Source organism: Candidatus Zixiibacteriota bacterium (assembly GCA_040752815.1).
In the GTDB taxonomy this organism is placed as follows: Bacteria; Zixibacteria; MSB-5A5; order GN15; family FEB-12; genus JAGGTI01.
The window spans coordinates 1-12,677 of sequence record JBFMGC010000068.1; the positions used below are offsets into that span (position 1 = coordinate 1).

Below are 12,677 nucleotides of genomic sequence, written 5' to 3' on the forward strand. Positions count from 1 at the left end.
GACCCCTGCGGTCCTGCCTTATGGTAATCTGCTCTTGTTGCACATCGTCGTCTTAATTTGTTCCCACCGCCCGCCGCGGGAAGGGTGGAACACCTCGAAGCATTTTGTTTTGTCGGGTTTCTCACTCAAATTGTCCATGTTCGGAACCCGACCTACTAGTCTTAATTTGTTCCCACCGCCCGCCGCGGGAAGGGTGGAACACCTCGAAGCATTTTGTTTTGTCGGGTTTCTCACTCAAATTGTCCATGTTCGGAACCCGACCTACTAGTCAATCTTCATCGCTTAGCGCAAGCGCTGGGGCACCTCGAAGCATTTTGTTTTGTCGGGTTTCTCACTCAAATTGTCCATGTTCGGAACCCGACCTACTAGCCGGCAGACGAGGACATCTGCCGGGCACTATCAGTATCTCGTAATATCTATCCGCGTTACCCGGTCAACCATGTGGCCGAGAAAACGGGTCGCCACCTGCGCGAATTTGTCGGGTACATCCGAGACGAAGAACTTGTGCTCGCCCTCCAAAGTCGGCGACTGCGACGCCCGGCTGTTCAGCAGGTTGGCCTGGGCGAGGGCGTCGTACGCTGCCAGCGCGGTTTCGCGGCCGGAGTTGATCAGGGTCACTTTATCGCCCATGACAGCGGCAATCACATGCTCTAAAAGCGGATAATGCGTGCACCCCATGATCAGTGTGTCCACATCGACATCAATCATCGTCTGCAGATAATCTCGCGCAATCAGATAGGTGGCCTCCTTATCGATATACCCCTCTTCCGCGAGCGGCACGAACAGAGGACAGGCGAGCGAGAAGATTTTCAATTTGGAATCGATCTCATGCACCACGCGAGCGTATGAGTTGGAGGCGATAGTCGCCTGCGTGCCGATCACGCCAATTCGGCCGTTTCTGGTCTTTGCCACCGCCGCCTGCGCGCCCGGACGGATCACGCCGATCATCTGCACCGTGTAGTTGCCGGCGATCTCCTCGAGCGCCACCGCCGACGCCGTATTGCAGGCGCAGACGATATACTTCACCCGGTTCTCCATGAGGAACGCCACATCCTGCGCCGTGAACTGAATGATAATCTCCTTGGAGCGGGGGCCGTACGGAGTCCGGCCGACATCGCCGAAATAGACGACATCCTCGCCGGGGAGGAGTTTGAACAGTTCGCGGGCGACAGTCAGGCCGCCGACGCCGGAGTCGAATATACCGATGGGTGTATCCATTGTACTTTCCTGTCGAAGATGTCGGGTTTGCCGCTCAATTGGTCAATGCGGCAAACCCGACCTACTGCCGGTCGTTGGTCGAATCTTAACCCAGCACAAGCGCTGGGGCACCTGTGCAGTGTGGTTCCGTCGTTCCGTCTTCAAAGGACGCGGCCTCGTGGCAGAACCACCAAGAGCTTGCCGTGAGCTTGCCGAAGGGGGTTCTGCCCTACTAATCACTCTCATACTTCGCCTTGAAGCGCTTGATCGCTTCATACAGACCGGCGGCTACTTTCTCCTGGTACGCCTTATCCTTCAGCAGCTTTTCCTCTTGGGGATTTGAGATAAACGCCGACTCGATCAGCACCGACGGCGTAAACACCTTGTTGAGCACGAAGAAACCGGCCTGGTCTATTCCGCGCGCCGGCGTATCCAGCCGCCGGCGGAACTCCCGGTCGACCATCTGGGCCAGTTCGTGCGACTCGGCCTGGAATTCGGTCATCAGCATTTCGCTCAGGATCGAGGCCAGTGGATCCCGGGAGTTGCTGTCCTGTCTGTCCTCGGCGGCGTTATACGACTCCCGCATGAAGTAACTGTTTTCGAGCTGGGCCACCGCGCGGGCCGAATCGTTCAGGGCGGGGGCGAGAAAGAACACGTTCCAGCCGCGCACCTGTTTGCGGGGCGATGCGTTGGCGTGAATCGAGATGAACAGGTCCGCACCGGCGTCGTTGGCGATCCTAGCGCGTTCTTCGAGCGAGACGGTTTTGTCCCGATCGCGGGTCATCACCACCTTGAACTGCTTTTCCTTGCGGATCAACCCAGCCAGACGTTTGGCGGTACTCAGGGTCACGTCTTTTTCGCGCGTGCCGCTCTGGCCGATCGCCCCGTAGTCGTCTCCGCCGTGACCGGCGTCGATCACGATTACGTCGATCTTGTCGTCCGGCCCGAGGACCGCCGGCGCCGGGCTGGTATCCATCTGGAAGTCGGGATCTTTGATGATAATCTGAATACGGGTCGGGTTATGTTCGATCTTGTGGCTCCAGTCGGAGATTTTGCGCCTGAGGCGCAGAGAAATCTGCCCGGTGTTGTTCTCCACCTGGTGCACTTTAAGATCATACATGTAGCGCGAGTCGCGCCGCGACAGTACCCGGTACCTGTTGATACTCGCGTTGCGCATGGAGATGTTTATCCAGTTGCCCTCGCTGATCAGGATCTCGTACGCGAGCGGTGAGGAGAGGTAGATATCGATCAGGAGGCCGTTGGCCTTGGCCTGGACAGACATGTCAATAACATTGAAATGATCCGAATCGACGCGCACGGTTTCCTGCCCGCCCTCCCAGGTGATCTTCTGCGGTGTGACCCGGTCCAGAAGCGGCAGGAACGTCTCAGCCGGTACGAACAACTGCCCGTCGCGGTAGGCCGCGTCGTACGTCATGTTGTATGTCGTGTCATTGAGACTGAGCCAGGGCGACCCGATCAAGAACTCAAATCTGAAACCGGCATCGGAGTATGAGACGGTATGGCCGGTTATTTCCCAGGCCATGCTGCCGCCGAGCGCATCGGCCAGTTCAGACAGCGATACATATTCGATATCATGTTCCGAGAACGAGCGGATTTCCTCGAAACCCCCGGCGATGGCGATCTTGACTTTGTCGGCGCGCGCCGTGACAGCCAGGGCAAACAGAGTCCAGACGGCGATAGATCGATAAGCGGGTTTCATCGGTTAGTGTCCGGTCTCTCTTCGCGTAGCCTGTTTTATCCGGCGGTCGGCCTCAGCCTTGGCCACAGCCTGCCGTTTATCGTATTTCTTACGCCCCACCGCCAGGGCAAGTTCGACCTTGGCGTGCTTCCCCTTGAAATAGATTGAGAGCGGCACCAGGGTCTGGCCTTGCTGCTCGGTTTTGGCGGCGAGTTTGCGGATTTCCTTCTTGTGGAGCAATAACCGGCGGGTGCGAATGGGATCATGCCCCGCAACGCCGGTCTGCTTGTACGGAGAAATGTGCATGTTTTTCAGCAGGACCTGGCCGTTTTCGACCACGGCGTAGGCGTCGGCCAACTGCACCTTGCCCTCGCGGAGCGATTTCACTTCGGAGCCGACAAGCGCGATACCGGCCTCGATTGTGGCTAAGATCTGGTAGTCAAACCGCGCCTTGCGGTTTCTGACCACGACTTTGATTTTCTCTTTATCTTGCTCCACCGTAGCAGGATAGCCGCAAGCGAAAGGGCGGGCAACCAAAAAGACTTCAGGAACAAGCCTCATCGCGCATAGGAGGAATACGCCCGGCTCCATTCGATCAGAAGCGTACGTGACTCCGACGGGGCAAAGCGGTATGATTCGCCAGTCGTGACCGCGTTGTGATTGGCGCAAAACCAGCGAGACGACCGCGAAAGTATCTGATTGGATCGTAACTGGTTCAATATCAAGCAAGTATGGTAGCCAATCACCCCAACAACTAGTACTCTCTAATTCCGTGCGCGGCAAACGTCCTCGTCTGCCCGTGTATCGAGGAAGGATCTGGATGGGGCAGACCGGGAGGTCTGCCGCCCACGATTAGGAGATATTAGTCGGGACGGCACTACCAGGCACTCAGCCAGAGACTTGCTGGCAAAAGAACGGCCTGGGCACATCTGCAAAACTGGTATTAAAGGTTATGGCCCCACCTGCCGACCCTCTTCTCTATAGGGCAAAGGCGATAACATCCGAGTAAGGTTAAGTGTCCCATAAGCTGAAAATCCCTGGCACCAGAGTGTTGGTGATCGACGATGAACCGGAGATCACCGAGATTGTCGAGGCGTTCCTTTCCGAGGCGGGCTATCTGGTCGCATCAGAGAATGCGCCGGAAAACGCAGTTGCCAAGGTGCTGCAGTTTCGTCCCGATGTTATCCTGCTTGACATCATGATGCCGCACATGGACGGCTACGATGTCTGTCAGCAGATCAAGAAGCAGCCGAATTTCGCCCAGGTACCAATCATTTTTCTGACCGGCAAGGATCGGGCCGACGATATGGGGCGGTCATTCAAGGTGGGCGGCGACATGTTCATTAAGAAGCCGTTCTCCTGCGAACGCCTGCTCGAGATCGTCAACATCGTGGTCATGTCGACCGTCAACCGGTAGTGCTCACGCGACAACAATATATAGACAATCCACTCCGCCTTCGGCGGACGGGATTCCATCCGTGTGTGTTGAAGCCTGCCTCTGACTCGATCGGGGGTCCCGTCGCCCGCGCAGCGCAACTCGACCTACCGGTTATCCGCCGAGCAGCTTCTCCAGGGCGGTTTCGTCGATAACCTCAATGCCCAGCTTGCGCGCTTTATCGAGCTTTGAGCCGGGGTCGGTTCCGCACAGCAGATAATCTGTGTTCGACGAAACGGATCCCACCACTCTGCCGCCGTTAGCTTCGATCAGCCTGACGAAATGACTGCGGGGCCGGGAGAGTGTGCCGGTGATCACAAAAGACTGACCGCTCAGCGTGCCGCCGGCGCGTCTGGCAGCATACTTGGGAAACTCGACTCCCCCCCTGCGCAGCTTTTCTATCATGTGTCGGTTCGGTGATTGCGAAAAGAAGGCGGTGATATGCCGCGCGATTACCGGCCCGACCCCGGCGATATTCTGAAGTTCCTCCGCAGATGCGCCTTGGAACGCTTCAAAACTTCCGAAGTGGCGGGCCAAAATCTGCGCTGCGGTTTCACCTACGCCGGAGATTCCCAGCGCAAAAATCATCCGCGGCAGTTCTGCTTGGCGCGAGCGTGCGATATTGTCGAGAAGATTCTGGGCTTTCTTGTCGCCCATTCGTTCGAGCGGCAGCAATTGATCCTTGGTGAGAAAGTAGAGATCGGCGGGATCCGTGACCAGCCCCTCACTTATCAGCTGTGCCGAAAGCTTGTCGCCGAGGCCCTCTATGTCAAATCCCGGCTTCGACGCAAAATGAAACAGGCGCGCCTCGACTTGCGCAGGGCAGCCAATGTTGATGCAGCGCCAGGCCGCCTCGCCCTCGGGACGAACTATCTTCTGGCCGCATGAGGGGCAAGTCGTCGGGAAATCTACTTTCCTCGCGCTGCGGGGGCGTTTGTCGGCTACGACTTCGACCACTTCCGGTATGACATCACCGGCGCGGCGTATGATTACGGTATCTCCGATCCGAACATCCAGCATCGCCATTTGGTCTTCGTTGTGCAGCGATGCGTTTGATACGGTGACACCTGAAACTCTCACCGGTTTTAGTTTGGCCACCGGAGTAACCACGCCGGTGCGCCCAACTGAGAAATCGATGTTTTCAAGTATCGTCTCGGCGAGTTCGGCGGTGAACTTCCAGGCTACCGCCCAGCGCGGCGCGCGCGCTATCTGACCCAGTGTCTCCTGATAAGCGAACCGGTTGACCTTGACCACCATACCGTCGATTTCGTAGTCCGACTCCGGCCGCTTCTGTTCAAGAAGCTGAAACTGTTTTTCTACTTCATCGTAGCCTGCGACAACCGAGAACTGATCGTTGATGCGAAACCCCTCGGCTTCAAGCAGTCTTATCGCTTCGCTCTGCGATGTCAGGCCGGGTAGATCAGTGGCCGAAATGCCGTAAGCAAAAAACTGAAGCGGGCGGGAGGCAGTGATCGAGGGATCAAGCTGGCGCAGCGATCCGGCGGCCCCGTTGCGGGGATTGGCCAGTTGCGGCACTCCCTGGCGGGCGAGGTCTTCATTGAGCCTCTGGAACGCGGAGCGCCGCATGATAACTTCGCCCCTGATCTCAAGCAGCGGATAGCGCGCGCCGGCGGACTTGGATAACCGCAGCGGGATGCTCTTGATGGTTCGAAGATTGGGCGTGATGTTCTCGCCGGTCTGGCCATCGCCGCGGGTCGAGCCAAGTACCAATACTCCGTTTTCGTACACCAACTCAACAGCGAGACCATCGAGTTTCGGCTCGACCGTATACTCGACTTTGCCGTCCATCTCCAGACCGTTCTTTACGCGGCGATCGAATTCGACAAATTCTTCGGCCGTGGTCACCTTTTGCAGCGACAGCATCGGCACGCGGTGCCGGACAGATTCGAACTTTCTGGAGGGTATGGCGCCAACCCGCTGGCTGGGCGAGTCGGGTGTGACCAGGTCAGGGAATTGTGATTCGATTTGCAGCAGTCGGTCGAACAGCTTATCGAACTCCGCATCAGATATCTCCGGGCGGTCTTCGACATAGTACCGGCGGTTGTGGTATTCGATCTGATCTTTGAGTGCCGCGTATTCGGCCAGCAGGCTGGGATCCGGTTTGGCCATGCGCAGAAGGTAGCGGCACACTCGAATTCATGTCAACCACTTATGGTGCGGCGCGAGGGGGCAGATTTGGACGGACCACGGCTCAGGTGCTGAGTCTCACGGCGGAATGCGGCGATTTGCCGGCCGGCCAGATCGTCTTCGATCCCGGTTATCAACATCCCGGCCAGATTGTGATTCTGGTCCACCTGGAGAAGCACCGCCTCGGCGAGTCCGTACCACCGCCACGAGGTACCGGTTGAAAACTGAAGATGCAGTGCGGTCTGTTTTGCATTTGTGACCAGGCGCGGCTCGGGAAAGCGGGCGCGAAAATCGAGCCAGCGAATATCGGCCGGTTCGGCTATTGTCGGCGGAGCGAACCGCGGGTCTACGACCCAATGACGTCTCGGAAGAGAGACCTCAATTAGCATGAGACAGCCGGTCTTGTCGATATCGAACCGGACATATTCGGATTCGAGGTAGTTGAAAAACCCCCGGTTGTTGTGGTATTCTCCCACCTGAACATACAGGGCGTCTTCTTCCAATTGATAAAAACCCCGGCCGGGAACTGGCTGTCCGGTCGGGGTGTCGACTTTCAGGCTGATCGCCTCGAGCGAAACTGCCACTACAAGTCCTTCAAGCGTTCCGCCGCCTGTTCGGCCTCGAGCGTGCCGGAGAATTCCTTGACCAGGCGCTGGAACAACTGCTTGGCCTCGGCGGCCTTGCCCAGTTCCTGCTTACAGCGGGCGAGCTTGTAGATCGCGGGACCGGTTTTCGGCGAGCTCGGGTAGTCTTTTATCTGGCTCTCGTACTCCGTTATTGCCTGGGTGTACTTTTCCTGAGAGTAATAGCATTCGCCGATCCAGTAATGCACGTTTTGAGCATCGGCATGAGTGCCGCAGTCGGCCAGGAATTTCGTAAACCCCTGCGCAGCGAATTCGTACTCGCCTCGCCGCATCTGAGTGAAGGCGTCGTCATAAGTGTTCATGCAGTCGGCCGACGGCTGCGGGCCTGTCGGAGGCTGGGCTGTCGACCCCTGCTGCGCGCCGGGCGACGAACCCGGCGGGAGACGCAGCGGTTGCTGCGGCAGGCGATCCAGGCGAGAAATCAGATCGCTGTAGTTCTCGAGCAGCTGGGCGAGCTGTCGCCCGAGGGCGTCCGTAGACTGACGCACGTCATTTTGTAACTGCCGGTTGGATTCGGTGGTGGCGCTCATGAGGGAGTCGACCTTGGCCATCCGGTTCTGGGTGTCGCGGGATTGCGACTCGAGCATCGCCAGGCGATCGTTGATTGCGTCGACATCACGCTTGGTGCAACAGCCGCCCAGCAACGCCGCTATGATAACCGCCACCAGTGCGATGACGGTTATCGATTTGGTTTCGCCGTACATGGTAAACCTTGTACCCGGATCGGTTACTGCGAGATGACCTTGAATTCGGCCCGGCGGTTCTTGGCCCAGGCGGTCTCGTTGTGGCCCGGATCGACCGGCCGCTCTTTTCCATACGAAATGATTGAGAGTCGCGATTGCGCTATACCGCGCCCGACCAGGTAGTTCATCACCGCTTTGGCGCGCTTTTCGCCGAGCGAGAGGTTGTACTCCACTGTCCCGCGCTCGTCACAGTGGCCTTCCACCTTTACGATCGCGTCGGGGAATTCCTGCAGCAGCGCGAAATTGGCGTCCAGCGATGCCCGCGCGTCAGCTCTCAAATCGTACTTGTCAAAGTCAAAGTAGACCGTCTGGAACTGGGTTTCCTGCAAGGTAGGTTTCGGCTCTTCCGGCGGCGGCGGCGGCGGTGGCGTGGGGGCAGTGTCGGTTGGCCGAGTTTCTACCGGCGCCTGAGGTGGCGGTGACGGCGGCTTGCCGCACGCGGCCATCAGGACAACCACCAGGGTTCCGATTAGAAGTAATACGGCTGTCTTACGCATAGTTTCCTATACCTCCCTTACGGGTGTTAAATCCTTAGTTTTCATAGTCTTGGTTCGAATCTATTATTGCTGTTTTCGACGGTCAATAAAAATCGTATAAAATCGGCATTTGGGCGCGGTCGCCCGACAGCACGTCTCAGAGGACACAATGCCTTACCCCACCCGCAGGCGGGTGGGCCACCAGAGCACCTTTCCAGCTCAAGGGGAGTATTGAAAAACCCTCGGATCCGTCATCGCGAGTCCCGACCGCGCTCCGCGGACGGGACGTGGCGATCTCATCCTGCACTTACATAACCAATTAGTGCTTGGTGGACGTCCTCGTCCACCACGGCCCAATTCGTTACAGGATACCCGGTTTGCTCCTTGGGCCTTGGCGCACGGGGAGGTACGCCAGGCACGAATTCAGACGTTAAGTTAGCGCCTATGCGATATATCCCTATGGCAGAGGGCCCCAGGTTGGGTTCGAACAGTTGTTGCTCCGCGTTATTCGCCGCTGATTGCCCCCGGAGAGATCCATGGTGAAAATGTCCCCCTCGCTCAGGCGAGATGACGTGAAGATTATGTGTTTTCCGTCGGGTGAGAAATGAGGATTCTCGTTATGGCCGACTTCGGTGAGAATCCTATAGTCAACCCCCGACGTGTCTATCGAGGCAAGATCGAATCGCCCCTGCTTGGTGCGACTTACAAACGTAATGCGGTCGCCCCGGTCGGACCAGATCGGCGAGTCGTTGTAGCTGCCGCTAAATGTCAGCCGTCGCGCCCCGAGGCCGTCTGAATCCATCAGATATATCTGCGGCGCGCCGGTGCGATCGGACGAAAACGCGATCATGCGGCCATCGGGCGACCAGGTGGGCGAAGATTCTATCGACGGGTGGTTGGTCAGGCGTTTGATGATTCGCCCTTCGAGATCGATTACGTAGATTTCCGAGTTGCCGTCTTTGGATAATACACACGCGATCTTGCGGCCGTCAGGCGAGACAGCCGGCGCCGCCGCGATGCCGAGATAATTGGTGATCTTCTTCACCTGTCCGCTTTCCACTGAGACGCTGAAGAGCTGCGGGTCGCCGTCACGAAAGCTGGTAAAATAGATTGTCGACCCGTCGGGGCTGAACACGGGCGACAAACAGATGCTGCCGAGTTTGGTCAGTTGCCTTTCATTGGCGCCGTCGTAATCGGCCACATACACCTCTTTGGCCGGGCCGACCTTTTTCATATAGGCAATCCGGGTGCGAAAAATGCCGCGCTCACCGGTAAGATTGTAAACGATCTCATTGGCGACATCATGCGCCAGTTCGCGCCAGAACTGGCGCTTATACTCGAGCGTGCCTCGCGCTACCTGAGTTTGATTGTTGGTAAAGAAGAGCCGCCAGAATATTCGCAGATTGGGACCCGGGAACTCCGCCTCGAGCCTGACCACGTAGTCGGCGCCCAGACGCTTCCAGCCGAGCAAATCGAGCTCTTTTATCTCGTACGTGCGCATAAAGAAACTGTCGATCGGGATCAGGTCGAAATCGGCGTAGAAGTCGATATCGTTCTGCACCACCAGCGTTACGTACCGCATCAGGGCGGAATCTTCGCCTACAAGGTAATTGGTGCCGATATGCCGCACATCCTCGACACCGATCGGCGTGGCCTGAAAACGGCCCTTGACAGTCCCAAGATGTACGTCGCGCACGGACTGGGCAGCTGCGGTGAGGGGCAACATTAGAAAGAAAACCGGTAGCACTGCGCGAAGAAGATTCATGGGCATTTCTCTGTAGTCAATTCGTGAAGGTGACATATATCCCGATGATTTCATCTACGTATTCTCTCGGAAGGGGTGGAAAGGGAGCCGAACGCTCAACAGCGGCCAGGCACGCCTGATCGAATTGGGGTATTCCCGATGACGTTACAACTTTCCGGTCAATGACCCGTCCCGACTTTATAACCTGAAAATAGACATCACACGAAACCTGGCCGTCGATAACTACCGGAATGCGGAAGTTTTGACTCAGCTTGGTGAAGGCCTGTGTGAACCAGTAGGGGTAATTGAATGACGCATTATCGACTCCGAGGCCGGAGATACCTGATCCACTCGGTGCCTGAACGTCGATTTTGCCCTCAGCAGTACCAGTCTGGCTCTTATCGCCCGGCTTGGTCTCGTCAGTCGGCGGTTTCTGCTTTGGTCTTTCTTGCTTGGGTTTCGGTTTCTGAACTGGTTTGGTGATCTCGGCCGGAGGCTTGGTGGTTGGGTCTTTCAGCGGCACTTCTTCCGGTTCGTCTCTCAAGGCCTGCGGTGGCTGCGGAACCGGCTCCGGCTCAGCCGGGGTGATTTTAGCCGGGGTGATGTCGGCCATGCTCACAACACCCACCCGAATCACCTCACCGAAATCTCTCGGCTTCTTGATATTTAGCGGCGAGGCGAAAATGGTGACGGCCACCACGATCACATGAAGCACCAAAGAGGCTATGAAATCACGCCCGAGCATGACTACCTCCGCCCGCGACGAGCCGGAGGCTTTTCTTCGTACGCGGTGACCAGGCCAATGTTCTCGATACCGGCCTCTTTGATCTTGCCGATGATGTTGATTGCGCTGCCGTACGCTACCGCCGAGTCGCCCCGCAGATAGACCGATGTAGTCCCCTTGATCTCCATTTCGCGCTTCAGCTTGGTCTCGAATTCAGCAGGCGCCGCCCAGACGTCGTTGATATACGTTCCGCCCTTGTTGTCAATGGTTACCACCACTCCGGTAACTTCGTCCTGCAGGATCGCAGCGCGGGTTTTGGGAAGATCAACTTCGATTCCAGACTGGAGCAACGGGGCGGAGATCATGAATATGATGAGCAACACCAGCACGACATCAACCAGGTTGGCGATATTGATATCGGCCACCGTCTTGTATTGCCGAACGTGAGGGCGGCGCAGCATGTTACATCGCTTCCTTTCGGGCGCGGGCGACGAACTCCAGAATGAAATTCATAGCGTCGTTATTCGTGAACTTGGTGTGGTTGTTGGCCCAGTTGTACGCAATCACGGCCGGTATGGCCGCGCCAAGCCCGACAATGGTAGCCAAAAGGGCCTCGGCGATACCCGGTGCGACAATCGCCAGCGATGCTGAGCCGCGCTCGCCGATCGACCAGAACGAGTCCATGATTCCGACCACCGTTCCAAGAAGCCCGAGAAACGGCGCCGAACTGGCGGTGGTGGCGAGATACACCACCTGTCGCTCCTGCTTGGCCATCTCGTCGTTCAAGCTGCGCTCCATGGCCATTTCGACCAGATCGTAATCCTCGTTATTCAGTGGCACGGTCGCTTCGCGGAGGCCCGACGCTTCGTTGCGGCGCTGTTTGAGACCGGTTATTTCCTGAAATCCGGCCTTGAAGATGTTAGCCACCGGTGCATTGCGGTACATCTGCGCCTGGCCGGAGGCATCTTCGAGTCTATGTGCCCTGCGGAAATAGGTGATGAAGCTCCGGCTGTCGTTGTGCACCGCCCGGAACTGGCGAATCTTGCGGAAGATCACCATCCAGGAGGCGAGTGACATCGCTACCAATATGGCCAGTATCACCGCGCCAAAAGTGGACAGGCTCTGGATGATCTGCCAGAGGGAACCGTTGGCGATTACGACCGGCAATCCGTTATGCATAATAGTTGTACAGTCCCTTCGGGGTTTGGTTTAACTGCCGTACCCCGGCAGTGGGAAATTAGTTCCGTCAAAGTCTTTTAACTTAGCCGGTGACGCTCAATTCAATCAACAAAAACCGGCTGGAAGTATGATCTGTTGGTGGATGGCCAGTTTACTCCGTCGGGCAGGGTCGAGCAGCAGCACAAGGCGCGTGGGGCCTTGTCGACAGTCGCTCGATTTCTGGTTTTAACTTGACCGCGATGAGTCAATAGATTCTACTCGGATGCGGGTTGGGGCTGTATGAGGACTACTGTTCATGTCTCGAAGCGTATCTTTTGTTTCTTGTATGACATTGGCGGCTATCGTGGGCCTAGGCTGTTCGAGCAGGAAGGCGGAGCCCCGCCCCGGCGCGGCCGGACATCCCGAGGAAATGGCCGACTCGACCCGCCTCGATTCAGCAGTTACGTCGGATAATGAATCCCCGCCCGCACAGGACAGCGCTGCGCCCCGGCCACGGCGGGGATATCGATAGACTGGTCTGGCCGAGTCTCTGCGGGTTTGTAGACATTGTTGCTCACAAGAGAGCTCGTAGGTCGGGTTCCGAGCATTGACCATTTGAGCGAGAAACCCGACATCGTTCCTCACAGGAGAGTCATTTCAATCCCGCCCGCAAGCGGGTAACGTGCCCGGCCCGCCGCGGCGGGCCCTC

Annotated in this window: 12 protein-coding genes; 1 reads left to right on the forward strand and 11 read right to left on the reverse strand. The window is 57.3% G+C overall.

The genetic code is table 11. From position 1 onward, the window contains the following. Positions 1-399: 399 nt before the first annotated feature. From murI to smpB, 3 genes are all read right to left on the reverse strand, one after another. A complete protein-coding gene (gene murI / locus AB1772_12225) occupies positions 400-1,218 on the reverse strand; it encodes a glutamate racemase (protein MEW5797108.1) in 819 nt (272 codons plus the stop codon). A 211-nt stretch (positions 1,219-1,429) separates the two neighbouring features. Beyond that, entirely contained in the window at positions 1,430-2,917 is a 1,488-nt protein-coding gene (locus AB1772_12230) for an N-acetylmuramoyl-L-alanine amidase (protein MEW5797109.1), read from the reverse strand. 3 nt (positions 2,918-2,920) lie between these two features. Next, positions 2,921-3,394, reverse strand: coding sequence for an SsrA-binding protein SmpB (smpB, locus tag AB1772_12235; protein ID MEW5797110.1), 474 nt, complete (start codon positions 3,392-3,394; stop codon positions 2,921-2,923). A gap of 517 nt (positions 3,395-3,911) precedes the next feature. On the opposite strand from smpB, the gene AB1772_12240 reads away from it, so the two are divergent. After that, the gene (locus tag AB1772_12240) at positions 3,912-4,313 is read left to right on the forward strand and encodes a response regulator (protein ID MEW5797111.1); all 402 of its coding nucleotides are present in this window, start codon (positions 3,912-3,914) and stop codon (positions 4,311-4,313) included. Between the two features lie 132 nt (positions 4,314-4,445). On the opposite strand, the gene ligA is transcribed toward AB1772_12240, so the two are convergent. From ligA to AB1772_12280, 8 genes are all read right to left on the reverse strand, one after another. Continuing rightward, positions 4,446-6,461 (reverse strand): NAD-dependent DNA ligase LigA, encoded by a 2,016-nt coding sequence (gene ligA, locus AB1772_12245; GenBank protein ID MEW5797112.1) that lies wholly within the window; start codon positions 6,459-6,461, stop codon positions 4,446-4,448. 32 nt (positions 6,462-6,493) lie between these two features. Then, a complete protein-coding gene (locus AB1772_12250; GenBank protein ID MEW5797113.1) occupies positions 6,494-7,063 on the reverse strand; it encodes a hypothetical protein in 570 nt (189 codons plus the stop codon). Beyond that, complete coding sequence (ybgF, locus tag AB1772_12255; protein MEW5797114.1) at positions 7,063-7,827, reverse strand: tol-pal system protein YbgF; 765 nt, start codon at positions 7,825-7,827, stop codon at positions 7,063-7,065. Before ybgF ends, AB1772_12250 begins: the two co-directional genes overlap by 1 nt. A 23-nt stretch (positions 7,828-7,850) precedes the next feature. Beyond that, complete coding sequence (gene pal, locus AB1772_12260) at positions 7,851-8,363, reverse strand: peptidoglycan-associated lipoprotein Pal (GenBank protein ID MEW5797115.1); 513 nt, start codon at positions 8,361-8,363, stop codon at positions 7,851-7,853. A gap of 436 nt (positions 8,364-8,799) precedes the next feature. Continuing rightward, complete coding sequence (gene tolB / locus AB1772_12265; GenBank protein ID MEW5797116.1) at positions 8,800-10,107, reverse strand: Tol-Pal system beta propeller repeat protein TolB; 1,308 nt, start codon at positions 10,105-10,107, stop codon at positions 8,800-8,802. A gap of 16 nt (positions 10,108-10,123) precedes the next feature. Continuing rightward, positions 10,124-10,831 carry a TonB family protein gene (locus AB1772_12270; protein MEW5797117.1) on the reverse strand — a complete coding sequence of 236 codons (708 nt, stop codon included), beginning with the start codon at positions 10,829-10,831 and terminating at the stop codon, positions 10,124-10,126. A gap of 2 nt (positions 10,832-10,833) precedes the next feature. Further along, positions 10,834-11,271 (reverse strand): biopolymer transporter ExbD, encoded by a 438-nt coding sequence (locus AB1772_12275; protein MEW5797118.1) that lies wholly within the window; start codon positions 11,269-11,271, stop codon positions 10,834-10,836. 1 nt (position 11,272) lies between these two features. Continuing rightward, on the reverse strand, positions 11,273-11,989 hold the full coding sequence (locus AB1772_12280) for a MotA/TolQ/ExbB proton channel family protein (GenBank protein ID MEW5797119.1): 717 nt from the start codon (positions 11,987-11,989) through the stop codon (positions 11,273-11,275). Between the last annotated feature and the right edge of the window lie 688 nt (positions 11,990-12,677).